This window comes from Pseudomonas sp. Nvir, assembly GCF_963778085.1.
In the GTDB taxonomy this organism is placed as follows: domain Bacteria; phylum Pseudomonadota; class Gammaproteobacteria; order Pseudomonadales; family Pseudomonadaceae; genus Aquipseudomonas; species Aquipseudomonas juntendi.
Window position 1 is genome coordinate 5,090,153 of record NZ_OY970405.1, and the last position, 25,107, is coordinate 5,115,259.

The following is a 25,107-nucleotide window of genomic DNA, read 5'->3' on the forward strand; positions in this document are numbered from 1 at the left end:
TGTGTCGCGTTGTTGCAAGCTGGACACGCTGCTATGAAAACAGGTGTTTATCCGTCCGGAAAGAACTTTTTACGCAGCTTCGCGAAATTGTTCCAAGAACGAGTCAACCCAGGCCACTCCCTGCTTGACGATCTCGCGGGCTGATCGCTCGGACATCCTGGACATTTCGCCGATTCGAACCATCGTCCACTTCGATCCGAAGTACAGCCAAACGAAGTCACCCATTTGCTGATTGCGCTGGGTGAGCTTGGCCACCGCCGAGTCGATCACCAGGGCGGCGTCATCGGTCAGGCTGTACTCGGTCCCACCACCAGCTGTCGCTGCAGTTATCGAAGGGGAGACATACCGCGGCACTCCCATCCCATCCATTCGCCAACTACCCCATTGCTCGAGCAGCCATTCGGTATCCCCCAGCGGCTTGTCCATGTAGGTGCGTTTCTTCATGCAGCCCTCCGGGGCGTTGGGTCGGTGTCCAGGCCGAACAGCTCGCACAGCAGCTTGTAGGCATGTTTGTTCTTTGCGCCGCCTTGGATGATCCAAGCCTTGGCGAATTGCTCGAAGCCTTGGTTTGCCCGGGAGCCGTGCCAGTCGGAAACGATATCCATCAAGGCTGCCGAGGCGATCCGGCCGTTCTCCTGGTCCAGCAACAGACGGTTACCTTGCTTCAGAAATTCCCGCTCGACCGGGGTAAGGCTCTTGCGCGGCAGGGCCGCAGTGACGTTACTCATGGCCATCTCCTGACTTGGATTCTTGATTGAACATCCTCCCTTGGGATGGATGCTGTGAGGTGCTGCAACCCGCGCCGTTAGTGGCGTCAGCGGTTGCAGGATTGGTTTTGTGTCCCGGCAATGTCTCGGTGTGGATGGCGGCGAATCCCTGCCCGTCGAGGTGTTGATGCCAAGCCTCCAGCGCCTGACGCTTCAAGCCTTCGGCGGTGGTGTGGATGTAGGTGGCATCCAGATCCTTCATCGCGTGGTTCAGCAGCAGCTCGCCCACCATGTAGTCCACCCCAAGGTCGGTCCATGCCGTTCGGGCCACCTTGCGCAGGTCATGGCTCGACCATTCGCCTTTGGCCAGATCGGTGAACAAGGTATTGGCCTTGCTCGGGCTCAGCGGTGCGCCGTGGCTGCCCGGGAACAGCAGCGGCCCGGTGTAGCCCTGGGCGAACTGCAGGCCCTGGTACCGGCGCAGCAGCGCGCAAGCCTGGGCGGTCAGCGGCAGCGTGTGCTCGGCCTTGGTCTTCGTGTCACCCGCCGGGATGAACCAGCGCCTCGACTCAAGGTTGACATTGCGCCAGCGCGCCAGCCGGGTCTCACCCAGCCGCGAACCGTGGCACAGCATCATCAGGGCCAGCATGCAGCCCGCCGGCTCCACCTCGAAGCGCTCGGCCATCACCGCCAGCAGGCCCGGCACATCATCCCCGCGCAGTCGCGCCGGTCGCGGCCTGATCCGGGTTCGCACGAAGTCGGTGAACTTCAGCGAGGCCATGGGATTGGCTGGCAGCATGTCCAGACGCAGGGCCTGGCGAAACGCGACCGAAAGGACGCCGTAGACCGAGCGCACGAAGGACAGGGCATAGCGCTCCTGCAGCGGCCACATCAGGCGCTGGTCGATCGCCTGCTTGTTGGTCTCGGCCAGCGGCAAGTCACCAAGGCGCGGCACCAGGTGGCGATCAAGCGCTGACTTGGCGCTGGCCTTGCGTTTGGCCGACAGGCCACGGTCACGGTTCATCCGATCGCGGTACCACGCCAGCACATCGCCCACCGTGGCCCAGCTGGTGGTGGTGGACTTGGCGTCGGCATCGGCGGCACGACGAGCCAGGATCGCTGGCAGCGTGGCCAGCATGGTCTTGGTGTTGATGCCCGGGTAATCGCCAGCCTTGCCCCAGCGCCCACGCACCACGACGTGCCAGGCGCCGCGGGAACGGTCCACAGTCGAGAAACGGAACCGCAACTCCCGGTGGCGGGTGTCGCGCAGTTGGAAGACCTCACCAGCAGCGTGCCGGCGGATCTCCGCGTCACTGAGGGTAACGGTGAGGGTCTTGGTGTCGCTCATGCGTCCCTCCTCGGCCATAGGTTCAGGCCCTTCTGATCGCCAGCGTCATAGCAGGCGCGGGCCTTCGCGTGGCGGTTGTTCCAGCTCTCGACAGCGATCCGCATCACATCCGCCACCTGCAGGTCATAGAGGCGCTCGAACGTGCTCAGGGTCAGCGTGTCGATGTTCGGCCCCTGCGCGCCGCAGTCGTGGCACCAGACGTGCGCCGAGACCATCGGGAACTCGTCAGAGGGGTCGAAGGTGTGGCCCTCAGAAATTTCGGTACCGGCTTCATCCTTGGCCGTGATGCAGGGCGGCCCTTCGCAGAATGGGCATGGCGCCATCTTGATTGGCTCGGTCACAGGTCGGCCCCCTTGTAGCGCTGGGCGTAGCTGCCACGCCCAGCCTCGACCTCATCATCGCTGGGCAGCGAACCGGCGTAGGTGGCGAACCGGCCATACTGCCCCTCCTGCTGGACGATGCAGCTGCCAACCCGCGCATGGCGACACTTGGTCATCAGGATCTCCGTGAGACCGTTCTGGCCCTCCTCCGTATCCATGTCGCGATGCACCATCAGGATGCAGCTGGCGTCGGCCTCGATCTCACCAGAGTCGCGCAGGTCGCTGGATTGGGGCTTCTTCCCAGGGCGCTTGGTTGAGTCACGGTTCAGCTGGGCCAGCTCAATGACCGGGATGGCCATTTCCTTGGCCAGCTGCAGCAGGGCCTTGCTGATCTTGCCCACTTCCTCGGTACGAGATCGGCCACCACGCTCGCTGCGCACCAGGGTCAGGTAGTCGACCACGATGCCGGCCAGTCCGTGCTCGCGCTGGCACTGCCGAGCCGTGGCGCGAATAGTGGACGGCGTCTGCACCGGGTCGTCACAGACGAAGAGCGGGGCTTCCAGGGCCAATCCTACGGCACCGCTCATCCTGGCCCAGTCGTCTTCGCGCATCTGGGCCGGGTTATCCAGCTTGTGCAGAGCCACCCCTCCAAGCGAGGCGATAGCGCGCAGCCCCAGTTCTTCGCCGGGCATTTCGATGGAGAACACCAGCCACGGCTTCCGCTCCTTGACGGCGTTGTGCTGTGCGATCTGCAGGGCCAGGGTGGTCTTGCCACTGCCCGGCAGGCCGGCGATTACGGTCACCTTCTTCGGGCGAAGGCCTTGGACCAGCTCATCCAGCTTTTCGAGCCCCGTGGAGGGCCACTTCGGCGCCACCCCTCGATGCTTTTCATCCACCAGGTCGGCGGCATCTCCCATCCATTGATCCAGCCGCTTGTAACCCTTGGCCTCGCCATCAAGATTGCGCAGGTCTGCTATGGCCTGCTGGGCAGCGGCGATTACTTCGCCGGTAGGTGCCCCGGCCTGCACCATTTCCTGCGCGCCGCCTGCCACGTCAAGAATGCGCCGAATCACGCCCCATTCCTTGACATGCTTAGCGTAGGCCTTCCAGTTGGCCAGAGAAGGCACCTTGCTGGCCAGCTCAGCGGCATAGGCCATGACGTTGTCGCCACCCGGGAGCAGCCGTTGAACTGCCCCCAAGGTCACCGGATCGATGGGCATGGCTTGCTCGCGGCACTCCAGCATGGCCTCGAACAGGGCCGCATTGTCGGCGTGATAGAAGTCGGCCGAGGTCATCTGGCCGAGCATGTCCTCGACCAGGCCTTCGTCTTGCTGCAGCGAAGCGTGAATGACCGCACCAAGCACCCCGTGCTCAGCCTCGTCGCTGTAGAGAGCCCTCATGCCGCAGCCCTCTTCGATTCCCAAGTGAACCCGACTTGCTGCCCGCCGTTCTGACGCAATCGGTCAAGGGCGCGTTCGCCAATGTAGGATTTGAGGCCGTCAGCGTTCAAGTTGCTGATCACCACAGTCGGCAGCACGGACTGATACCGGCGGTCGATGATGCTGTGCAGCAGGCCCAGCTCGTACTCGCTGCCCTTCTGCGCACCGATCTCATCGATCACCAGCAGGTCCAGGCCGCCAAGATGGACTGCCACGTCACGGTCGGTGTAGCCAGAGCCAGGCGTCATCGACGCACGGGCAATGCTCACGATGTCGCCAGCCGGAATGATCAGCGCCTCGCCGCGGTCGGCCACCACCGCGCGGACGATTGCGCTGCCCAGGTGGGTCTTGCCGCAACCGACGTTGCCGGTCAGCAGCAGGCACCGGCCAGCGCGGTAGTTGGCCGGGAACTGCTCAGCATACGCCCGACATTTCGCCAGTGCCTTGCGCTGCGGGTCTCCATCGACCTGGTAGTTGTCGAAGGTCGCGCCAGCAAAGCGAGGCGTGATACCGGCAGCGATCAAGGCCTCGTTGGCTTTCTCTACTTTGTGCTGGGCGGTGGCCAGAGCGCGCTCAGCCGAGTCGCGACGCGTGGTGTGCAATGCCTCCCAGGCGCAGCGCTTGCAGCCACGCGCCAGCATCGAGCCGTCCAGCTGCTCGACTTCGGTCATGTCGACCTGGCCGTGCACGGCGCACTCGCCGGAGAAGATGCGCATGAAGGGGCGACGGTGGAAAAGATCAGAAATTCGAGCGGCCATCGTGGCTCTCCTGGTACATGTCATCGGTGTGCTGCGGAAGGTTGTTGAATGCGCTGCCTTGGGCAGCTGCGCCAGCTGGTTGCAGAACGTCGTGCCAGCGCTCGCCGTTGAGCCAGGTGGAGGCCATCGGCACGTACTGGCCGGCATCCTTGGTCCAATCCCGCGACACGCAGTGCTGGGCCAGAGCGGTGATCATCACGGCCTGCAGTTCTGCGTCAGGGTTGATCTTGCTCCAAGCCTTCAGTGCGTCCTTCCGGCTCTTCTTTTTCGGGTACAGCTTCCAGAACTGCTCGAACCCATCCGCCACCGAAGTGCACTTAGGTTTAGGTTCCTTGACTGGTTCAGAAAGGTGACTGGTTCTGGGGGCAGCTGCCGCCCCACCCCCTGGGTTTTCTCCCGCCCCACCTAGGATTTCTGCCGCCCCACCGACTGGGGCAGCTCCCGCCCCACCAGATAGGTTCAGGTGAAACAGGTTCGACTGGTTCAGTTCGCCAATACGACGAAACTCTCGGCGCACCAAACCTGCTTTCTCAAGCTCGCGGATGTGCGCTTTTACGGTCGAGCGTGCGATCTCGCATTGATCGGCAATGTGCTGATAAGACGGCCAGCACTCGCCCTGGTCGCTGGCGTTGTCCGCCAGCTTGATCAGCACCAGCTTGCGCAGCGGGTTGCCGACCTTGGTCTTCATGGCCTTGACCATCAATTCCATGCTCATGGGTTCAGATCTCCAACTCAGCGGTGATCCGCTGGACAAACTGGTCGTAGGGTTCAGCCATCGCGATGCCCTGCTCTTCCAGCGCGACCCGATATGCCTTGGCTGTGCTGTAAACCACCCACCGCTCGCGCTCAGGCAAATTTCGAGCCCCGGCGTAACTGGGCCATGGGCCCATCACCAACGATTCGCCGCCGCAGGGCTCAGTCGCTGCAGCCAGTCCGTCCGGATCGATTGCAAGCCGTTCAAGAAACGCCTTGTTCACCTGCTCCCGAAGCTCAAGGGCAGGGAACCCGGTTAGTCGCCGAACCAGCACCCGCAAAGCCCACTGAGCCATGAGCACTTCAAACTTGGCTTCTCGCAGAGAGTCTTCCTCTGCCTCATCCGAGAAGAAGATTTCCTCAGCCAGGTCGCAGTGGTTCCAGGCCCGGTACGCGAGCTGGTCGTTGGTCAATGGTTCGAAATACGCCTCGTTGATCACCACCGGATCGGTGGGCTCCCGGCCGAACAGAGGAATCACGTTGTCGGTCATTGCGGCGCCCTCGGGTTGACCTTGAATCGCCCTTGTGGGATCTCCGGATGGGTTGCACGCTCGGATGTGACGTACGCGCATTGCTCCACGAACTGGTCAAATCGGCGCGTGATTGCCGGCTTGGGCCAGATCGCGAAAGGCTGTCCCCCTTCGTCGGAATGGCGGCTGCGCACCATGGCAAATGGCAGCGGTGCCCCTGACACTTCACGCATCACCGCGTTGACCACCCAGGCCGGCAGGCCATGGCGATTGTTGATGCGGTCGCGGATCGTGGTGATGGTCTCGAAGCCGCTGGGCACGGAATCGAGATAGCGGACCTGTTCAAGCTTGGTCGTGCGATCTTCGACGCGCTCCAGCGCCACCTGGTGGGCCGCCTGCTGCCGCTCGATGGCGACCAGCTGGTTCGCACTGGCGGCAATGAGCTCGGCCTGGGTCATCGGTCGGGCCTGCTGCCCCTCCAGTTCGTTCAGTCGAGCAAGCACGCGACGGCGCACGCCCTTCGACTCGCGCATGGCGACCAGCTTGCATTGGTCAGCGGTGAGTCGAAGCCCTTCGGACTGCGTGTTGTTCAAATTTTGCACTACGAAAGTTTCGTAGTGCTCCCCGTCGAGCTCATCCTTGCAGCGAGCAACGAAATCGTTATGACGGACCGCCCCTTCGCCGAACGCAGCGCGGGCTTCATTGACGAGCGCCAGCAGCTCAGGGGTGTCCATGGTGGTGAAGGCGGTAGAAGGCAGATTCATGCCGCACCTCCCACATCTTTTGCTTCGTGGGAGGCTGCAGCGTCACGATGGGGGTAGAGGAAGTTGCGCGTGTCGAAGACGACACGCTCCATAAGGCGCTCAAGCTCGCACACTACGGGGTTATCAAAGCCGCCGAGACCAGGGACAACCTTCGACCAATACAGGCTTTTGATGGCCCGGAACGCCTCGCGGGCTTCGTTGAAGCGTGAGATTTCCGCGGCGGTGAGGGTTACGTCATAGACGATCTCACATTGCGCTCCGCCGCCCTGCCATGCTGGGATAACTTGGCTAGTTGAATGGCTCATGCTGACGCCTCCGATCCGAAGGCCAGCCAGTCCGTGCTAACGCCGCAAGCACGAGCCATTTCTGCAACGTACGTACTGCGCTGGGATTCCCCCCTCTCAAGCTGCGAGATTGATGCCTGTTCGATGCCAATCTTCTTCGCCAGCTTGGACTGGGTCAGACCCGCCCATGCACGAGCAAGAACAAGGCGTTCACCTATTGTTCTGCAGGGGCCATCGACAGGTGGCGCACCACGTTCGGGTAAGGTGCTGTTTTGTGGCGCGCCTTCCATCTCCGGATCAACGCCGGCATGCGCTGCATAAACGAGCGCCAGCGCTGACTCCGCTGCATAAAATACGAGTGTGGCGTGCTGCGTGACGGTAGGGTCCTGCATCAGCTCACGCAGGCCGGCCAAAACGGCCTCAAGGCGATCGGTGGCGGCGCCCAAGGATTCATGAACGGGAATATCTCCAGCAGCCTCAAGCACATCGTGCAGGCCATACGTGGCGAACGGGCTCGAAAGAGTTTCGGCTTGAGGTCTCATTGCTCACCCCCGCGGCCCGCAGCGGCGGCAACGCTCTTTTCAACCGACCAAACCAATGCGCTTACGGTCTCTCCCAGGAAGCTCAGGGCGGCCATGCCATCACAGTACGCCATCTCACCCATGTTCAGGCTGTCGTGCATGTGTTGGCAGAGTTGGCTCAGGCCGGAAGACAGGGTACGGGCCGCGCGCAGAGCGTCTTCGGCGTTCATCCCAGCATCAACGCTGAGCAACTGGTCGGCAACTGGGCTGATTGGAGCATTCAAGAACCCCACCTTGGTGGTGAGGATTGCTTGCACCGATGATTGCGCGGTGGTATTTTTTGGGTGCGACATATCGCCGTCTCCTAATGAAAGACGTTTCAAGAAGGTCCCCTGCAAGGGACTGGATTTAAAGAACCCGCCGGCAAGCGGGTTTTTTTGTGCCTGGACGAAGAGGATTGTTCTTGTCCAAATCACAAAATTAGGCGCCTTTACCCTGGGCGGGCGGGCGGACTAGATGATTGCTCGCGCACTTCACACTCCTTTGAAAGCGCAAAATGCGCTTGAATTTTTGTCGAATGATTCAAGCGACAAGTGGTCGCCATTGGAAGGCCCGCAAGAGGCCCTTTAGGCAAAGAGAATCCTTGAAGCGCTCGGCAGGTGACACCGAAGTCACTGCATTTGCTCTCGGTGTCCGAGCTCACGGCAAAACCTCAGCACTGTATGAATGAACAGATCCATGGAGAGGCTGTGCCGATTGCACAGAAACTGTGATCATTTCTTCAAGGTCGGCAAGGGTCTTGCCGCTTGCTCCTACGGCAGGAAATGACCGGATTTCAAATGCAGCGCAGCGATCAGCCCCGAGGCTGACAACGTAAATGGTTCTTCCAGATCGGACAGCTTTGCTTACCGCTGCCTGTGAAAGCCCGAGACGCCGCGCAGCATCTTTCTGTCCTCGGCAGTCAACGAAATGGGTTAGAGATACAGGCGTCATGGGGCTACCTGAAAGTGGCTATTACCGGGAAAAATAACCTGCGGTGATTTTTTTGTAAATACCTGCGGTGTTTGTCGCCCATAATCTACGGTTATACAATGGACGGTATGAAAAAGCGCACCCTCACTCCAGAAGAGCTCGCTGAATGCCAGGCCCTGAAGGCCGTCTACCTGGCCAGCAAGAGCAATCACGGGCTCAGCCAGATGAGCCTTGCCGAAAAGTTAGGCATCACCCAGTCAGCCGTTTCGATGTACATGAACGGGGTAAACGCCCTGAACCTGCCTATCGCGCTCGGCTTCGCGAAAGCCCTCAACGTGTCAGTGGAGGACTTCAGCCCTCGTCTTGCGAAAGAGCTCGGGGATGCTTTGCCCAATGCTGCTGGACCATCGCAACTGGGCGTCGAGACCACGCAGCCTAGAAAGGGCGACGACATGGAGCTGCTCGGTTCGCTTTCCGCCTGGGAGGACGGTGACCCCGTCGATAGCGATGAGGTAGAGGTGCCTTACTTTGCAGAGGTTGAGTTTGCTGGTGGAAATGGAATGACTGAGGTCGCGGAAATCGCCGGCAGACAACTGCGATTCAGCAAAGACACCCTTCGCGCCGCCGGCGTGAATAGCAACAGCGCCGCAGTCGCTCGGATCAAAGGCTCAAGCATGGAGCGTTTGATTCTTGATGGCGCAGCTATTGGCTTCGATATGAGCGACACGCTGATCTATGACGGCGACATCTACGCCTTCAATCATGGGGGCATGTTGAGGGTAAAGTACCTCTACCGCCTACCCCATGGGGCGGTACGTATCAGCAGCGAGAACAGTCACGAGTATCCGGACGAGATCATGAGCGCCGAGGATTGGCAGCGAGAGGTCAAGATGCTGGGGCGGGTCTTCTGGTGGTCCACAGTCCGCAGATCACGCCGTCGCTAACGCACTTCTAAGCCCGGAGACCCCGGGCTTTTTTACGTCACCTGAAAAAATATGACCGCAGGTTATTGACCGATTGTATAACCGCTGATAATTTCCTTCCCAACGACGAACACACTCTCGGGTGGCGATATGGAAATGACTGTTGGTAATTGGCATGGAATCCAAGGCTTGCTCGCCCCACGTGAGCTTGAAGGCGTACTGCACTGCGCGAACGACCGGACAGTTAAAGAGGCTGCCAGAGAGATGAATATCAGCCCGGCAACTCTCAAAAAGCGCTTGGAAAGTGCGCGTTTGAAATTAGGGGCTGGAAGTATTCGGGCCTTGGTTCTTGAGGCGTTCAAGCGCGGACTGATCAATCCAGCAGCTACTACCCTAGCAGTGATCATGGCCATTCACGGAATGATCGGTGATGACCACGATTTCACCCGTATACGTCGAGGCGGCGGTCAAGGCCGGAAAGTGGAATTACGAGTAGCAACCCGGCGCGCCGAATGCGCTCTGGCGGTGGCGTAACGCTCCCCGCCTGACCTGATCCAACCCTGATTTTTGCGAAAGCCAACAAACGCGGCGGGCCTTTGCTCGCCCTGGAGAAAGTGATGAAACCACCCTCAATCAGAACGCTGGACCTGCTGATCAATCTGACTTGCGCATTTCTGTACGCGGTCATTTCGCTGGCAGTACTGCGCTTCATCGCGCCATCCCTGGTCAGCAGCGAATCCGATGCCCTGGTGATTATCGGCCTGGCACTGATCGCCATCTGGCTGATCGGGTCGATCGCCCTCGCCTACCACCTTTTCAACAAGCGCCGCGCTTCTGCGGCAATCACCAAAGAGGAAGACCAATGAAGCGTTTACTCGCTGCTGTATCGCTGTGTGCTCTCGCCGTCCTGGGCGGATGCTCAAAGGTTCCGGCTGGCAACGTCGGCGTAATCGTGAACCTGTACGGCTCGGAAAAGGGCGTTGAGCTCAAGGAAGTCGGCACCGGCAAGTACTGGGTTGGCATCAACGAAGAGCTATACCTGTTCCCGACCTTTACCCAGACCGAGACCTGGACTGGCGACGAGACGATCACCTTCCAAACCGTCGAGGGCATGAAGGTCGGCGGCGACGTGGGTATCACCTATGCAGTCGCTCCGGACAAGGTCACCACCCTGTTCCAGAAGTACCGCGCCGGCATAGACGAGATCACCAACAAGTTCCTGCGCAACATGGTCCGCGACGCTTTCAATGACGTTGCCTCCACCCTCCCGGTGGAAAGCGTGTACGGCGCAGGCAAGGCCGACCTCCTCACAGCGGTGGAAAAACGTGTGCGCGCCCAGGTTGCGCCAATCGGCATCAACCTCGAGCGGATCTACTACGCCTCCGATCTGGCCCTGCCGCCTCAAGTGACCAACAGCCTCAATGCCAAGATCCAGGCAACCCAGATGGCTGAACAGCGCCGTAATGAGGTCGCACAGGCCAAGGCCGAGGCAGACAAGGAGCGCGCTCGCGCCCAAGGCGAGGCCGACGCCAAGCTGCTGATTGCTCAGGCAGATGCCAAGGCGATCGAGGTCCGCGCCCAGGCGCTGCGTGCCAACCCCGACGTGGTGACCCTCAACGCCGTTGAGAAGTGGGACGGCAAGCTGCCGACCTACACCGGCGGGCAAGCCCCTTTTCCCTTCATCGGCATCAAGTGATCGCAAGGGGTGGTGAATGTCACCACCCCTACCCCTACAGGAGTTTGACCATGCTAATCCTCACCAGAAAGATCGGCGAATCCATCAAGATTTCCGACGACATCACCGTTGTTGTGCTGGGCGTGAAGGGCAGCCAGGTGCGCCTGGGCATCGAAGCGCCGGAAGGCGTAGCTGTGCACCGCGAGGAAATCTTCGAGCGCATCCAGGCCGGTCTGCAGCAATCGGCGCCGGCAAATCAACCTGAGCCCGACCGGTCCGAACCGCTGTACGCCAACCGCACCGAATCGGAGTGGCGCCAGCTGCTGGCTGAGGAACAAGCCGTGCAGGCAGATCAGGAGGTGTCCCATGGCCTTTGAATACGGCTCCCGCGACGCGGACAAGTTCGTCGTGCGACTGCCAGATGGCATGCGTGACCAGGTTGCAGCGGCAGCCAATGCAGACGACCGCTCGATGAACTCCCTGATCGTCACCGCGATTCGCAACGAACTGGATGGACGCGCCCGTGCCAACGCTCTCCTCGATGCGCTGGCCCAGGCAGCAAAATCCAAGGGGGTTCAACATGCAAGCGCCTGACCGTATCACCTTGGTTTTGAAAGCGCCCGAGGGTGGAAGCCTTGAGCAGGTCCTGCCGTTCGCTCTCCGCGGGGCCCACGTTTCAATCGGGCGCGGCTTGGCTGTTATCACCGGGGCCAGCCAGGGCGACCTTGTTACCCCAGCGCTTGACCGCGAAGAGTTCTCTATCGATAACCACGTCCGCATGGCCGCCGATGCTCGCCGTTACCGCTTTCTCCGCGACCGCAAGCGCATCGAAGACCCCGATGAAGACCTGCTGGTGGTGCGTGGCGATAACTGGCTATCCGGCGAAGAGCTGGACCAGGAGATCGACACCGCACTGCGCGTGCAGGCCATGCAGCAGCAGGTGGTGCAGGACATGCAGGAGCAGCCATGAAGCAAGTCGATCTGCTCCTGCTGCTGTGGGATGCCCTGCAGCAGCGCCAAACTACCTTTGGCCAAGTGCTCGACCTGTCTGCCGCTTGTGGCCTGGATGGGCGCCGTGTGCTGGCCGATCACTTCGACTCACAACTTGGACACGGTCGGCCTGGGTTCCTACACGGCCCCGTCGTCGGCAACAGCCAAATTGCCGCCCGTTGCGAACAGGCGGGCCCGATCAGTGCCCCAGGTGAGCGCTTTGCTAATGGTCTCGCCCGGCCTGCTCGGGTAGTACTCCTCAAGAAGGAGCAGCCCGTCAACGCGATATACACCGATAAAGAGTTGAGCCACACCGTTACGAGAGAGGCGGCTCTGAACATCAATCGTGGTGCCATCGCTGAGTTTCTCGTCATGGCTACGATGGTGAAGTTGATGGTCTGCCCATTCCCAAAACCTAGCACCTCGATTCTTCATAACTCCCCCATCCCTAGAAGTGTTCTGAGCATTAACTTCATGCCTTTCAAGGTTTATAAGCCAAATACTCGCCTGTCAATAATCCTCCAGCCCAGAGCCGCCAGTATAGTTTCAGGAGGTTTCCAATGATCAAGCGCCGATCAATCAACCCCGCCGCCCTCCCCGCCATCGGCCAGCCCCTGGGCGGCGGCTTCTTCTCCGGCCGTCTCTTCTTCGATGGGGCTGAGCACGCAGTCATCGACGCAGGTCGGGAGTTCGAAGTGGCTGCCCATTGGTGGCAGGAGGAAGGCCCACGCCCACGCATCCGGGGTGCCACGTCGCGTTTCGACGGCTTGGCCAACACCCAGGCCATGGCCGCCGAGGGCAGCGCTATCGCCCGCAAGGTGCTGGGCATGAACATCCGTGGCACCTGGGGGTGGCACATCCCGTCGATCGAGGAGCTGCAGCTGCTGCGCTGCAATCTTTTGCAGCTCCCGGACTGGAGGCACGACGGGTCGTACACAGTCAGGGGTGCGGTCCAGGCATTCAGCCTGAGCGAGTACTGGACCAGCAGCCAGAAGGCGAACGCGGCAACTGCGTGGTGTATGCACATGCTGCCCTGGTGCGTGCCCGATACGAACTGGGTGAGCAAGTGCAAGGGCATCAGGCCGGTGCGCACCTTGCTGATCAGCCAGGAGGCTTTCGTCCACGCTCCGTCGACCGATACGGGCGTGCCCAGCGCCGATTTGCGCGGCCTGGCCAACCAGCACGCTGTGGCCACCGTGCTCGAGCGGTTCGTGAACGAGGACACCGGCAAATTCTACGGACGCACGGACGCATTGGTAGCTGAGCTGGCGGCACTGGCAACGGCTGTTGTGACAGGTCAGCGTGACAACCAAAACCTGGCGCGTCAGGTGGAGTAGATCAATGCGCTACATGACCGTCAGAAAGTTCGCCAGCGAGTCTGGCTACACCGAGGACGCGATCCGCTCAAAGATCCGCGACGGGATCTGGCGGCTGGGTGAGATTTGGCTAAAAGCGCCGGATGGCCGGACGCTGATTGACATGGAAGGATATGAATCATGGGTAGAGGCGGGAGCGGTGTCAGGGCAGTCTCAGACTCGAGCATCGAGATCACGTTCATGTACCGGGGTGTTAGGTGCCGCGAGCGCGTCGCGCTCAAGCCCACCGCCACTAATTTGAAGAAGGCCCAGCAGCATAAGGCCGCGATCGAGCACGCCATTGCCCAGGGGACGTTCGACTATGCCGTCACGTTCCCCGGCTCCCCCCGCGCCGCCAAATTTGCACCGGAGACCAGCCAGGAAACCGTGGGCGGATTTCTGACCAGGTGGTTGGCCGCTAAGCAGAAGCACATTTCCAGCAGCACCTTCGCGGGATACAGGAAGATTGTCGAGCTGAGGCTGATTCCAGCCCTCGGCCATAACCTGGTCATCGAGTTCAAACGCAAGACGGTTCGTGACTGGCTGGACGGCCTGCAGGTAAGCAACAAGACACTGAGCAACATCCAGAGTTGCCTCCGATCAGCGCTTTACGACGCTGTCGACGAGGAGCTGCTGGACATCAACCCGCTGGCCGGGTGGACATACGCCAGGAAGGAAGCGCCGCCGAAGGATGACGATGTGGACCCGTTCTCGCCTGAGGAGCAGCAGGCAATTCTGGCAGCCTTGAGCGGCCAGGCCAGGAACATGGTTCAGTTCGCACTCTGGACTGGGCTCCGAACGAGCGAGCTTGTCGCCCTAGATTGGGGAGATGTGGACTGGGTGCGGGGACAAGTGATGATCAGCCGGGCAATGACCCAGGCGGCAGGTGGTGAGGCGGAGACGACCAAGACGACGGCCGGTAGACGGTCAGTGAAGCTGCTACGCCCTGCCCTTGAAGCATTGAAAGCGCAGAAAGAGCATACCTTCCTGGCCGATAAGGAGGTCTTTCAGAACCCGCGCACGCTGGAGCGGTGGGCCGGAGATCAGCCGATCAGGAAGACGATGTGGCACCCGGCAATGAAGAGAGCCGGTGTAAGGTACCGTCGCCCGTACCAGACCAGGCACACTTATGCATCCATGATGCTGTCGGCGGGCGAGCACCCAATGTGGGTGGCTAAGCAAATGGGGCACAGCGATTGGACTATGATAGCAAGGGTATATGGCAGATGGATGCCCGCTGCTGATGAGACTGCAGGAAATCGAGCTGAAGCCGTCTTCGAGCAAGTAGGCAATCAAAAATCGCTTACTGATCAAATAGATACCGCAGAATAAAAACTAATGCTTTGACGCCCTCATGCGGCCGATAGAAAATGCGCGCCAAGTCACAATGCCACCATCGGATACCGCTTTATGCCAACAAATGGATTTGATTTTCTCGAGCCCCTGCCTGATAGCTGCCCGCCTGCGAACGTGACGGTGCCAAGCGAACCTACGCTATGGAGACTCCTGAGGGCGCCAAACCACACGGCGAGCGATTTCGACTCACAGCGTAAACGCTCATCTACCCATAAGTACCCGGACGAATGCTCAGCCAGATCAGTTTCGCTAATGACCTCGCTGGCCGCATGTCGAGCAGCCGTGAAAAGCCCTCGAATGGTTAAGATGAAGTTTACTCATGCTGTGGAGGTTCCGTTTAGTAAGGACTATGGCGTCTGGCACAAAGACCAACCTACGCATGTGAATTGGTGGCCATACAAATCAGTTGACCCGACAGCGATCGTGGGGAAAGTCGAGGCTCTCAATGGCTAAGCTAACAGTTGAAAAGATTCTGCTTAGCTACGATGTCCCCTTGATCGCGCTCGCCAGAGCGAACAACGGAGATAAATATTTAGGCGTTAACTACGACGACGGCGAAACAGCATTCAAATTTTATTTCTCCAGGATAAAAACTGAACACCTTAAGCAACTGTATGCTGAAAAAATTGATGTTCACTATGCCGTGACCAAGCTACATAAAGGAAAGTATCAGCTTGGAGAAGTTTGGGGTACTGTCGGAGAAGAATTCAAAACGAAAAGCGCAGAAGAGCTACCCGCCGATGCTCTACCAGAGCCGGGAATGTTTATTCCTGGCCATGCTGAAGAAAGCTTAAACAGCGATTTCAAAGTAGTAGATATAGATGGTCGCTGGGAAATCAGCGACTTGAGACGCTTTTCCGACTTGGTACAGGATTGCTATTCGTTCGGCTTTGCTCTTCTCGGCGCAACTGGCCAAGCGGCCACAAAAAAAATAAATGCACTTTTTCACAAGCATCCGTGGAGAGGTGGCTTTAGCTCTGTAAACTTCTTCAAAGAACTGTATAGAAACATCCCAAACCAAGATAGGGCTGCGATACGTAAAATCGATTACGCGTCACCAGGGGAAATAAGATTTTATATGAACGGAGATGTCGCAGACTCTATCCGCGAACTAGTGAACGAGATCAATGACAAAGATAGCCCGGCTCGCGAGGCTTACAAAAAAGCATATGGTCACCTTCAGAACCTAGGCTGGCTTAGCAAGTCAGATACAGATATCAAGCTATCGGACCAAGATATCATTGATCTTGTTGAATTACTGGACGATACGTGTGAGGCGTTCGGATTAGACGACTGCGCTGCGCATATTCTGGAGCTGGCGAGCATGGATCCACTGTCAGCCATAAAAATTGTTCTGGCATACTACAGACGACTTCAAGGTTTAGCGGACTACGTGGCGACAGGAAAGGCCCAAGACATTTTCCACGATGCATAAAATGACAGCTTAATGCCAGCTTCCAGGCTGTAGGCAAGCAAAATCAAGGGTCAGACGCGGGTTCAAATCCCCCCGGCTCCACCAAATTCCAAAAAAGAAGACGCCCCCGGGCGTCTTTTTTTGTGCCTGTGATTGGCTGGCCTGGGGCCAGAAGATCAGATTTAATCCCTTCCGCGTAGGACGTTTCCCAAAGATACTCCCTGCGCCTGTTTTCCGTTGCGGTCGCTATTTCAGGGTTTTAGGCTCGGTGGGTCGTTGCTCATCAACGACCGGCTTTGACAGGCCGCTACGGTAAACAACAAAACGGCTCGTCGTTATGGCGGCTGTACGTGCGGGCACGCTTGCGTGCGCCGGAGCTTGTTGTTTCCGCCGGTCTGTCAACCCGCGTACAGCTGCCACCCGCTGTTTGACAGCAGAGGGTGGCGGCCCTGAAATGGAAGCAATCATGTTGAAGATAGTCCCCGACCCACCCCACCTGTCCCACTCCCTGGAAGACACCACCATGCTGGCTACTGATTACGCGCTTTGCGCGGAAGCCGTGGCACAGCAAGCGATGCTGATGCAGCCCAGGTCGCCCGCCTCTGTGTTGATCATGGCCTCGATGCACGGGCTGGAAACGCTACGCCGTCTACTCGAATCGGCACTAGCGCAAATACAAAGACCAGCCGGCCCGCACCCCATGCACTGACCCCAGCGGGGCTGGCTCACGCAGTCCACACTGTGGGAGCCCGGCTTGCCGGCGATAGGGCCAGCCCAGGCAACACCAAGACCAGGGATAATGCTCGATGACAACCGAAAACACCCAATGCACTGTCGGCAAAACCATCTTCTTCCAAGGTGAAAACCAGACCCACCCGCTGTTCCGCATCGAACCGGGCATCCCCTGCCAGAACGCCCGTGAACAGGCGTCGGAGCTGATGGGGTATGCGCGGGATTTGACCATTGATGGCCTGATGGAAGACAAGCCGAAGCTGATCTGGGCAGCGCACTATCTGTGCGCTTTGGGGAAAGCACTACTGGATGATGCGGAGTTGGGGATGATGCGCTGAATTCCAGGTTTATAGGCTATGGGGGCCAGGCTTTGCCGCTGGCTCTCACGAAAACCCCAGGTACCTGTTTCCCCGCTCGTGGTAGGAGCGGGTTTACCCGCGAAAGGGCCGGGCCTGCTGGCCAGTTTCTGCCAGGAATTGTGCATTGCCGGTACCACCGTATTCGCGGGTGAATCCGCTCCTACACCAATCGATGATACCGACCCGGCGCCGCAGGACCACCGGCCACCCCCGCCCGTTAGTAGGAGTAACTGTCTTTCTCAAAATTTGAAAAGCTTGCGCAATTCATTGTGGGAGCGGGCTTGCCCGCGAAGCAGGCGAAGCGGTGTCTGGCACCGGCTCCGCCGGTGTTCGCGGCATTGCTCCTTTGGACACCGCAGCCAGTAGCCCCGTTTACCACCTACTCAACCAAAACGATCAACGCCCTAGGTTGATGTCTGATCCGTAAGTGCTGAATCAGAGATCCCGATCCCTTGTTGATTTCTCGAATGCCCCACCGTGTTTCTTACTGATGCCTGGGTATTGGTCAGACACATGGGGTCCAGGAAAAGTAAGGCTGTGCCACAGACGATAGTCCTAGGTGAACGATTTGCCGGTAAGGCCGCCGACCGCCAACCGACTACAGGAGCCGCCGACCGATGATGGCCTAGTGGAGCACATCCAGAAGGCTGCCTGCCTCAGCATACGACCAAATCAAAGACCAGACGGGATGCCGATATGCTTGCGGGATGCGGGTTCAGTAATAGCAACAATTGGGCGCTCAAGATTCAGAGCAAGAAGCCTCATCGATCTCCTTTCAACGCGCGTCCATCCAACCAGGGTTGCTAATCCGCCGTGGTTAGATGGGCCTCATTTTGAAGAGCTAAAAGCCACGATGTTCTCCGGGATGCATCACGCAATTCCATCAGTGGATAACCGTTTTTCGCGTCCCAAATAGCGGTGAACTCGACCGTTGACCGGGTTTATCCGCAGGCCTAGAACTGGCCATACAAACGCTGTCGATACCCGCAACCCAGGTGGCCCGAACCTTGAAGGTCACACCGCTCGTGCGGTGGTTCTCCCTCAAAAATGGCGATTCGCATCCGACAGCTCGTCCGGTCACCTCCTCGGTGATGGATGCCTCCTTCAGATCATGGCCCTCGTGCATCAGACAACACCTCCTACCTCGCTGCCCTGCAGCAACCTATCCGCTTGGCCGAATCCTGCGCCAACCTGTGCCCGTCTCTTTCTCCTGGAAAGAGACGGGCACTTCTACCACTGCTGCAGCCCTGATCGCACAGGGCTTTGCGGCAATCCCCCTCGTGACAATCGGCGTGATAAACGCCGATGTCACCAGCAACAGCCATGTAGATGATGGTGCCGCAGACCATGGAATGGACTGCACCTGACTGACAGTCAGGCATGCCCCGGTCATCGCGTTGCTGCTCGCACATGGCTCAGGATCTCGCGGCACTGGTCTCGTCAGCCTTTGCAGCCTCCACCCGCCCCCCGGTAACGGTGCTCAGGAGGCCAGATCATGAGATGCCCTTGCTCCCGGTCGTAAGGAGCCGCCAGTCCCGCGTAGTGGACATTCCCCACAGGTCGCAGGGGCCTTGATCCCTGATAACACTCAGCATTCCTGGCGGGATGACGTGGGGCGAGGATTGGAGAGCAGAAGATGAGGTGACCGATATGGCATTGGTGGGTAGACGCGATGGTCGCAATTTCGGTTACGGCAGGCAATTGAGTTAGGCAGGACCGCAGGCGCTGAAAGACATGTTCGGCGGCGGTCATTACGGCACGGTCAAAGCGCACTGTGATCGGTGGCAGGCATTCGTCAAATGATGCCGCTCCGAACAGGGGCCCGGTATCAATGATGCGCGGCAGATTGATCGGAGGGTGTTGGCCGACTATGCAGCATATCTGCGCGACATGGTTGTGCGCGGCGACCTCGCCGTCAGCACCGCACAAAACCGGCTATCCAGCGTAAACAGGACCATGGCGGCGCTTCGCGGTGATCAGTGCGTGAAACTGCCAAGTCCGAGCAAGGCGTTGGGTATGAAGCGCACCGGGGTTCGCCACTCGGTGCCCTAGGGCCAAGACCGCGAACAGGTTAAACAGATCGTCGATGCGCTTTGCAGCCAACATCAGCTACGCGCCGCCGCGCTTGTTCTGTTGGCGCGAGCCACCGGCATGCGCTTGCGTGAGGCCATCTTGGCTGACCTGCCACGGCTAAGCCGTGAGGCTGACGAGCTAGGCAGGATAAACATTCAGGATGGTACCAAAGGCGGCCGCGCCGGGGCCTCGGCGCCACGTTGGATTGGAGTGAATGACCGAGTTCGCGAGGCAATGAGGTTTGCATGGCAGGTGTCGCCTGCGGGTAGCCACAACCTGATTGCGCCACACGAAAGATACCTGAATGTTCTCCAAGAAATCGTCCGCCCTGCACGGGACGTCCTGCATACACACAACCTCAAAGGCTTTCATGAGCTACGAGCGGCGTACGCATGTGAGCGTTATGAGCAAATCACCCAACACCCCGCGCCTATCAACGGCGGCCAATGTTGCCAGGTGGATAGGCACCTTGATTGTGAGGCCCGGAGGCAAATCAGCAATGAGCTGGGGCACGGTCGGATCGACGTGGTCGCGGCCTACATTGGAGGGCGGACATGAGCAAGCCATTCGATATGGAGTTGTTCTTGGCTGGCGTGCTGACCGGATCGCATGCAACGCGGCAACGCCATTTGCGACAGGCCGCGATTATCCAAGCTGCAATCGCAGCACGCTGGCAGCGAGATACGCCCTGGGCTTGGCAGAGAAAGCATGTTGCGTGGTTTCTCGATCATTGCCTCGATAGGCGAAGTAAGGCGACTCGGTCCTACTACAGGCTGACAGTACGGCTGCTCGCCCGCCGTTTAGAGAAATCATGGATATTCAAGCAATTTCAGGACTAGACAGATTATCTGCTTTTTCATCCTAAACGCCGTCATCTAATCCACCAGGGCCGGGGCGTATAGGAATACTTCTGCGTCCTTCTCGTTCGCCGCTAGCCTCGACTACCAAGCACTTGCCACCCCAATGATTGCAAAATGCCTCTATTGAGCTAGAGTTCACTGTTGCGCAAAGAAACTCGCCAACCCCTAGAGGTCAAGGATGCAGATAATTATTCTAGGATTGAAGTCCTCTATTTCAAATCTGGCATTTCGTGAACCCTGAGGACAATCACCCTCCGGCACTTTCACACTTTAATTTTAATATTTATCTAGCTTAGACCACTGTAAAAAGGCAAAAACATGAAACTTTCGGAACGATTCAAACTTTCCAAAAGTCAATTCGAACTTGACTTTGTCGATATTGACACTGATTTTGACACGCGATTATTTGTGGATCCTTATCTTCTTGGATTAAGACCGGATCGCTGGTCGATAAAAGCTGCCAGTTCAGTAAGGTCATTTTTTTCTCATTTCTTAGATCTAGTTCGCCAAGGGAAAGAGGACGATGCTTTTGAACTCTTCTCACATCTTCATGAGCCTAATGAGACCTGCCTCGGGCTTTCTGTAGGGAAACCTAGGGGTAACGGAATTGGTAGTGAGGATGCAAAGAAACTCTTCGAAAGTATCATGGGAAGTAAGGCAATACAGTCCGGAAAAATCACCGACCTAGAAGACTTTAGACTATTTATTCCAGGAATCGGCAAAGATAAAGTTTCAGATATGACTACCAACCTCATACGAGGGAGCCTAATTACCTATACGCAGTCCCAATGCAAACTAAATAAAATAGAATTAACAGCTGGTGTTTCCGCTGGACCTATATGGGATGCATCTCGAAAAAAGTGGATATTTACTCATGAAGACACACTGCTTGTTGAAGGAAAAAAGATCCTTCTCACCCCGAAAGGAATCGTTTCTTATAGCAAGGCTTATGCACCTGAGAACTACTATAATAAACATGTACTTGAATACCTCCAACATGAGCACATAAGAACAGGCAGTATATGGGTCGAGCATCGAAAGGATGGAACTCCTTACATTTCAAAAAAGAGTCTAAAGGAAAATGTAGTAAAGGATTTTACGAAAGAATGGCTATTCGATTTCACAGAAAAACACCCATTGGTTTTTAAATCCTTCAGAGATCAGCAAGCGCAGCAGGTTAGATCTCTCCCATCTGAGTCAATTGATCCCGAGCTCAACTTAAATTCAGTAGTAGAGCACCTGATTGCGAAACTACGCTCCATTAAGCAGGGGCCATCCACGGCATCAGATTATCACAAAACAATAGTTGGCATTCTTGAAATGCTACTTTATCCAAACGCCTCATCACCTGTACTAGAAGCCGAGATAAACCAGGGCAGAAAGAGGATTGATATATACTTCGAAAACTCAGCTAAGGAAGGTTTTTTTCATACCCTCCATATGATTCATAAGATACCCTGCCCGTATCTAATTATCGAATGCAAGAATTATTCAAAGGACATACAAAACCCTGAACTTGATCAAATGATCGGTCGATTAACCGTTAATCGAGGAATGCTTGGGATCATAACTTGCAGAGAGATATCCAAAAAAGAATTATTCATTGAAAGATGCAGAGACTCATTTAAAAATGGCCACGGATTAATTATACCATTAACTGACACAGATTTAATATCTGCACTTGAGAAGCTAAAGCTCGAACATAAAACGCCACTAGAAGAGGTGCTTAATAATATAAAAAATACTATTATTATGTCGTAACAGAGAACATTATTAGCGGCAATATTTGGGAGTGGTTATCCGATTATTGCCACTCTTAATCCATTGCTCTCGACTAAAAAATTCAGCTGAATAGGTACTCACCTCCTCCGCCGACGCGCCTCCCGTCGAAGAGGAGTAAAGGTGTAGTTTGGTGCAATCGATTCCTCTCGCCGGAGGCCCGCCCAGTGCTGTTGCCGCTGACCAGTTCGGGGAGGATGTGTCCAGCCCCAGCAATGATTTACGTCACGGCAGACATCCGTTCGTCTGGTGCCGATTGCCATCACCTGCTAGCCAGAAACGGCCGATTCTGCAAACTAACGAACAGAGAGAGAAAAGGCCACTAGTCGGTGGGCATGGGTGGCGTCGCGCCCCCTTAGCCACGCTCAAAGTACCTAGCGAATGCTGGAAAGCAATGCGGCCAGCAGAGAGCGTGTGAGGAAAACACAAAAAAGCTGCGCAAGCGGCGAAAACTCTTACAATCTTACGCTAGATTTCCTACACATTTTTTGCCCCCGATATTCAAGAGATAGCCCCGTGAGTAACTCAGACAGCTCATCCGCTCCACTGATCGACGTAGTGAAGCTTGCCGCATCCCTTCAGCGTTTCGCAGATGATCGCGACTGGCAGCAGTTCCACTCTCCGAAAAATCTCATCTTGGCGCTCACTGGAGAGGTAGGAGAGCTGTGCGAGATTTTCCAATGGATGAGCGATGCCGATTCGCTCTCCGTAGCTAAAGATCCTGAAATCGGACTAGCCGTAAAAGACGAATTGGCGGACGTACTGATGTACCTGGTTCGCCTGAGCAGCGTGCTCGGTATCGACCTCAACGACGCGGTGACACGGAAACTCGCCTCGAATGGCCAGAAGTACCCCGTGGATAAGGCCAGAAGCAGCAGCAAAAAGTACGACCGACTCTGAACAACACGCATTTAAGGACAACCCGTGATCGTTTACGCTGCGACCAAACAGCAATTTCTTAAAGACAACGATAACGATGACATTGAGGAGGTGATCCTCAGGCACTACAAGGAAGCTACCGGCAAGAACGTTGGCTCCTCGGAAATCAGGTCGTGGCAAGGGTCTCTGACGTATATGGCCAAGGTCCTTAGAGATGAGGGCCTCCCGAGCGATGCAGGCCTGGCCATCGAATTGCACATTCCGCAGTCGTCGAAGCGAATCGACTTTCTACTCACCGGTCGCGACGAAAACCAGGTAAAAAAGGCCGTACTGATTGAGCTGAAGCAATGGAGCAAGGCCAACGCCACAACCAAAGACGCAATCGTCAAAACGGCATTGGGTGGCGGCCTCATTGAGACCATTCACCCGTCCTATCAGGTATGGTCCTATGCAGCGCTGCTGGAAGGCTTCAACGAGGCGGTGTATGACAAAAGCATCGAAATCCGTCCGTGTGCCTACCTCCATAACTACGTCAGCGACGGGGTCATAGATTCAGCCCACTATGAGCCCCACATCAGCAAGGCTCCGCTGTTTCTGAAAGGCCCGGAAGAGCTCAGTAAACTCAGAAGCTTTCTGAAAAAGCATATCCATCATGGCGACAACAAAGAGGTTCTTTACGAGCTGTCCGAAGGAAAAATTCGTCCGTCCAAGGCGCTAGCCGAAGCCCTCGGAGGGTTGATGAAAGGCAAACCCGAGTTCGTATTGATTGACGATCAGAAAGCAATTTTTGAGTCGGCGCTGGCGGCGGCAAGCGAGGCCTCGGACCAAGCCCCCAAGGTGATGATCATCGAAGGTGGACCGGGCACCGGAAAAACTGTTCTGGCTATCAATCTTCTGGTGAAGCTCACCGAATTGAAGCTGATGAGCAAATACGTCTCCAAGAATGCTGCCCCTCGCAAGGTCTACGAAAGCAAACTGGTTGGCACCATCAAGCGCAGCCATTTCTCGAATTTCTTCTCAGGCTCTGGGGCATTCATCGACACTGAGCCCAACACATTCGATGCGCTTATCGTGGACGAAGCCCACCGGCTGAATGAGAAAAGCGGGCTTTATGGAAACCTTGGGGAAAACCAGATCAAGGAGCTGATTGACTCAGCGAAATGCTCCATTTTCTTCATTGATGAGGACCAGCGTGTAACCTTGAGCGATATCGGCAGCAAGCAGGCGATTCGCGCCTTTGCGAAAGCCAAGGGTGCTGTGGTTGAAGAACACGTGCTGTCTTCGCAGTTTCGCTGCAGTGGTTCTGACGGTTACCTGGCATGGTTGGATGACACGCTAGGCATTCGTTCGACGGCAAATCCGACGCTTGAGACCCAAGAGTACGAGTTTAAGGTGTTCGACTCACCTCAGGCGATGCATGACGCAATCAACAAGAAAAACCACGAGAACAAAGCTCGTGTGGTCGCGGGCTATTGCTGGCCTTGGTTGAGCAAGAAAGACTCCACCGCTGCTGATATCGTGATTGGTGACTACAAACGCCAATGGAACCTGGATCAGGATGGCAGCCTATGGATCATCGCTGAAAACTCCATCGAGCAGGTTGGCTGCATTCATACCTGCCAAGGTTTGGAAGTCGACTACGTCGGGGTAATTATCGGACCAGATCTGGTCGTGCGTGACGGTCAGGTAGTGACATCCCCGGATGAGCGCGACAAGCACGATAAATCAATTCGCGGCTGGAAAAAAATGATGAAAGAGCAACCTACCCTCGCGAAAAGTGAAACAGACCTGATCATCAAAAATACATACCGAACCCTGATGACACGGGGGATGAAGGGTTGCTACCTGTACTGCACCGACAAAGAGACGGCGCAATACTTCGAGAGTCGGCTTAGCCAACACGGCAATCATTGACGGTATCGTTTGCTAGGAGCCCCTGTACCGGCAAGCGCAGGGGCAACGATCAACAGTGCGACCATCTGCTTTATAGATTCGGCCCCGATTCGTTTTTGGGGACGGTTCTCAAAAAGCCCCGTCCATCGGAATCCAGACCACGGAGCGTTCCAACCGGTATTCCAAGCAAGTTGACAAAAAATTATTTACCAGCAAAAACAGATAGATACCGACCGGTTTCAAATTCCCTGGTCCACCAAATGATCAAACGAATACGTCCATGGACGTCTTTTTTGTGCCTGAAAGTCAGTTATCAAGGGTTTACTGCCCTTTTGAGGGCCACAACGTTTTTTTGAGTTCCAGCCATCCCGGTATTCCCGGTGGTATTCCCGCCTACCTGGGGCTAACCTTGGGAATACCAAAAGGTGTCATGGAGCTTCTCCCATGTGCGCTCAAACAGCTCGTCTCAGCGGTTGGTCAGTA

At 57.0% G+C, this 25,107-nt stretch carries 29 protein-coding genes and 2 pseudogenes; 17 read left to right on the forward strand and 14 right to left on the reverse strand.

What is annotated here, in order from left to right:
* Positions 1 to 69 precede the first annotated feature (69 nt).
* From AACG97_RS24450 to AACG97_RS24510, 13 genes are all read right to left on the reverse strand, one after another.
* Entirely contained in the window at positions 70 to 444 is a 375-nt protein-coding gene (locus tag AACG97_RS24450; RefSeq protein ID WP_009681838.1) for an antiterminator Q family protein, read from the reverse strand.
* The gene (locus tag AACG97_RS24455) at positions 441 to 728 is read right to left on the reverse strand and encodes a hypothetical protein (RefSeq protein ID WP_070086238.1); all 288 of its coding nucleotides are present in this window, start codon (positions 726 to 728) and stop codon (positions 441 to 443) included. The genes AACG97_RS24450 and AACG97_RS24455 overlap by 4 nt, the downstream gene beginning before the upstream one ends.
* Positions 721 to 2,055, reverse strand: coding sequence for a tyrosine-type recombinase/integrase (locus AACG97_RS24460; RefSeq protein WP_197885929.1), 1,335 nt, complete (start codon positions 2,053 to 2,055; stop codon positions 721 to 723). The genes AACG97_RS24455 and AACG97_RS24460 overlap by 8 nt, the downstream gene beginning before the upstream one ends.
* On the reverse strand, positions 2,052 to 2,396 hold the full coding sequence (locus tag AACG97_RS24465; protein ID WP_197885930.1) for a Lar family restriction alleviation protein: 345 nt from the start codon (positions 2,394 to 2,396) through the stop codon (positions 2,052 to 2,054). The genes AACG97_RS24460 and AACG97_RS24465 overlap by 4 nt, the downstream gene beginning before the upstream one ends.
* A complete protein-coding gene (locus AACG97_RS24470; RefSeq protein WP_273465729.1) occupies positions 2,393 to 3,775 on the reverse strand; it encodes a replicative DNA helicase in 1,383 nt (460 codons plus the stop codon). Before AACG97_RS24470 ends, AACG97_RS24465 begins: the two co-directional genes overlap by 4 nt.
* Positions 3,772 to 4,572: an ATP-binding protein gene (locus AACG97_RS24475; RefSeq protein ID WP_060489842.1), complete on the reverse strand. Its 801-nt coding sequence runs from the start codon at positions 4,570 to 4,572 to the stop codon at positions 3,772 to 3,774. Before AACG97_RS24475 ends, AACG97_RS24470 begins: the two co-directional genes overlap by 4 nt.
* Positions 4,553 to 5,287, reverse strand: a complete 735-nt coding sequence (locus AACG97_RS24480; RefSeq protein ID WP_197886466.1) for a helix-turn-helix domain-containing protein — start codon at positions 5,285 to 5,287, stop codon at positions 4,553 to 4,555. The genes AACG97_RS24475 and AACG97_RS24480 overlap by 20 nt, the downstream gene beginning before the upstream one ends.
* 4 nt (positions 5,288 to 5,291) lie before the next feature.
* Entirely contained in the window at positions 5,292 to 5,816 is a 525-nt protein-coding gene (locus AACG97_RS24485; protein WP_232555080.1) for a hypothetical protein, read from the reverse strand.
* Positions 5,813 to 6,559 carry a phage antirepressor gene (locus AACG97_RS24490; protein ID WP_197886465.1) on the reverse strand — a complete coding sequence of 249 codons (747 nt, stop codon included), beginning with the start codon at positions 6,557 to 6,559 and terminating at the stop codon, positions 5,813 to 5,815. Before AACG97_RS24490 ends, AACG97_RS24485 begins: the two co-directional genes overlap by 4 nt.
* A complete protein-coding gene (locus AACG97_RS24495) occupies positions 6,556 to 6,864 on the reverse strand; it encodes a hypothetical protein (protein ID WP_060489837.1) in 309 nt (102 codons plus the stop codon). Before AACG97_RS24495 ends, AACG97_RS24490 begins: the two co-directional genes overlap by 4 nt.
* The gene (locus AACG97_RS24500; protein WP_232108450.1) at positions 6,861 to 7,385 is read right to left on the reverse strand and encodes a helix-turn-helix domain-containing protein; all 525 of its coding nucleotides are present in this window, start codon (positions 7,383 to 7,385) and stop codon (positions 6,861 to 6,863) included. Before AACG97_RS24500 ends, AACG97_RS24495 begins: the two co-directional genes overlap by 4 nt.
* On the reverse strand, positions 7,382 to 7,747 hold the full coding sequence (locus AACG97_RS24505) for a hypothetical protein (RefSeq protein WP_232108449.1): 366 nt from the start codon (positions 7,745 to 7,747) through the stop codon (positions 7,382 to 7,384). The genes AACG97_RS24500 and AACG97_RS24505 overlap by 4 nt, the downstream gene beginning before the upstream one ends.
* Before the next feature lie 316 nt (positions 7,748 to 8,063).
* Positions 8,064 to 8,357, reverse strand: coding sequence for a Cro/CI family transcriptional regulator (locus tag AACG97_RS24510; RefSeq protein ID WP_082423991.1), 294 nt, complete (start codon positions 8,355 to 8,357; stop codon positions 8,064 to 8,066).
* 98 nt (positions 8,358 to 8,455) lie between these two features.
* Here AACG97_RS24510 and AACG97_RS24515 point away from each other — a divergent pair, with 98 nt between their 5' ends.
* The 7 genes and pseudogenes from AACG97_RS24515 to AACG97_RS24545 all read left to right on the forward strand — a co-directional run bounded on the left by AACG97_RS24515 (position 8,456) and on the right by AACG97_RS24545 (position 11,904).
* A complete protein-coding gene (locus AACG97_RS24515; RefSeq protein ID WP_082423990.1) occupies positions 8,456 to 9,280 on the forward strand; it encodes a LexA family transcriptional regulator in 825 nt (274 codons plus the stop codon).
* A 129-nt stretch (positions 9,281 to 9,409) separates the two neighbouring features.
* Positions 9,410 to 9,793, forward strand: coding sequence for a response regulator transcription factor (locus AACG97_RS24520; protein WP_060489833.1), 384 nt, complete (start codon positions 9,410 to 9,412; stop codon positions 9,791 to 9,793).
* Positions 9,794 to 9,876: 83 nt separating this feature from the next.
* Positions 9,877 to 10,125: a hypothetical protein gene (locus tag AACG97_RS24525; protein WP_197886464.1), complete on the forward strand. Its 249-nt coding sequence runs from the start codon at positions 9,877 to 9,879 to the stop codon at positions 10,123 to 10,125.
* Positions 10,122 to 10,955, forward strand: a complete 834-nt coding sequence (locus AACG97_RS24530; RefSeq protein ID WP_197886463.1) for an SPFH domain-containing protein — start codon at positions 10,122 to 10,124, stop codon at positions 10,953 to 10,955. Before AACG97_RS24525 ends, AACG97_RS24530 begins: the two co-directional genes overlap by 4 nt.
* A 50-nt stretch (positions 10,956 to 11,005) precedes the next feature.
* Positions 11,006 to 11,203: pseudogene (gene csrA / locus AACG97_RS24535) on the forward strand (carbon storage regulator CsrA); the annotation flags it as partial.
* A gap of 97 nt (positions 11,204 to 11,300) precedes the next feature.
* The gene (locus AACG97_RS24540) at positions 11,301 to 11,528 is read left to right on the forward strand and encodes a YlcI/YnfO family protein (RefSeq protein WP_197886461.1); all 228 of its coding nucleotides are present in this window, start codon (positions 11,301 to 11,303) and stop codon (positions 11,526 to 11,528) included.
* A complete protein-coding gene (locus tag AACG97_RS24545; RefSeq protein ID WP_232109551.1) occupies positions 11,515 to 11,904 on the forward strand; it encodes a hypothetical protein in 390 nt (129 codons plus the stop codon). Before AACG97_RS24540 ends, AACG97_RS24545 begins: the two co-directional genes overlap by 14 nt.
* A gap of 158 nt (positions 11,905 to 12,062) precedes the next feature.
* Here AACG97_RS24545 and AACG97_RS24550 read toward each other — a convergent pair whose 3' ends face one another.
* Positions 12,063 to 12,359 (reverse strand): hypothetical protein, encoded by a 297-nt coding sequence (locus AACG97_RS24550; protein ID WP_232109552.1) that lies wholly within the window; start codon positions 12,357 to 12,359, stop codon positions 12,063 to 12,065.
* 125 nt (positions 12,360 to 12,484) lie between these two features.
* Here AACG97_RS24550 and AACG97_RS24555 point away from each other — a divergent pair, with 125 nt between their 5' ends.
* The 10 genes and pseudogenes from AACG97_RS24555 to AACG97_RS24600 all read left to right on the forward strand — a co-directional run bounded on the left by AACG97_RS24555 (position 12,485) and on the right by AACG97_RS24600 (position 24,645).
* The gene (locus tag AACG97_RS24555; protein ID WP_197886460.1) at positions 12,485 to 13,261 is read left to right on the forward strand and encodes a hypothetical protein; all 777 of its coding nucleotides are present in this window, start codon (positions 12,485 to 12,487) and stop codon (positions 13,259 to 13,261) included.
* Between the two features lie 159 nt (positions 13,262 to 13,420).
* A complete protein-coding gene (locus tag AACG97_RS24560) occupies positions 13,421 to 14,611 on the forward strand; it encodes a tyrosine-type recombinase/integrase (protein WP_197886459.1) in 1,191 nt (396 codons plus the stop codon).
* Positions 14,612 to 15,080: 469 nt separating this feature from the next.
* Positions 15,081 to 16,070: a hypothetical protein gene (locus AACG97_RS24565; protein WP_031285043.1), complete on the forward strand. Its 990-nt coding sequence runs from the start codon at positions 15,081 to 15,083 to the stop codon at positions 16,068 to 16,070.
* 445 nt (positions 16,071 to 16,515) lie between these two features.
* Positions 16,516 to 16,758 (forward strand): hypothetical protein, encoded by a 243-nt coding sequence (locus AACG97_RS24570; protein WP_225785892.1) that lies wholly within the window; start codon positions 16,516 to 16,518, stop codon positions 16,756 to 16,758.
* Positions 16,759 to 16,855: 97 nt separating this feature from the next.
* Entirely contained in the window at positions 16,856 to 17,119 is a 264-nt protein-coding gene (locus AACG97_RS24575) for a DUF3077 domain-containing protein (protein WP_009683500.1), read from the forward strand.
* Between the two features lie 1,671 nt (positions 17,120 to 18,790).
* Positions 18,791 to 19,771 (forward strand): annotated as a pseudogene (locus tag AACG97_RS24580) (integrase domain-containing protein).
* The gene (locus tag AACG97_RS24585) at positions 19,768 to 20,052 is read left to right on the forward strand and encodes a hypothetical protein (protein ID WP_063546149.1); all 285 of its coding nucleotides are present in this window, start codon (positions 19,768 to 19,770) and stop codon (positions 20,050 to 20,052) included. Before AACG97_RS24580 ends, AACG97_RS24585 begins: the two are co-directional and overlap by 4 nt.
* A gap of 339 nt (positions 20,053 to 20,391) precedes the next feature.
* Positions 20,392 to 21,834 (forward strand): hypothetical protein, encoded by a 1,443-nt coding sequence (locus AACG97_RS24590; RefSeq protein ID WP_197886007.1) that lies wholly within the window; start codon positions 20,392 to 20,394, stop codon positions 21,832 to 21,834.
* Between the two features lie 534 nt (positions 21,835 to 22,368).
* Positions 22,369 to 22,752, forward strand: coding sequence for a nucleotide pyrophosphohydrolase (locus AACG97_RS24595; protein ID WP_063546150.1), 384 nt, complete (start codon positions 22,369 to 22,371; stop codon positions 22,750 to 22,752).
* A gap of 24 nt (positions 22,753 to 22,776) precedes the next feature.
* The gene (locus AACG97_RS24600; protein ID WP_197886006.1) at positions 22,777 to 24,645 is read left to right on the forward strand and encodes a DUF2075 domain-containing protein; all 1,869 of its coding nucleotides are present in this window, start codon (positions 22,777 to 22,779) and stop codon (positions 24,643 to 24,645) included.
* Positions 24,646 to 25,107 lie beyond the last annotated feature (462 nt).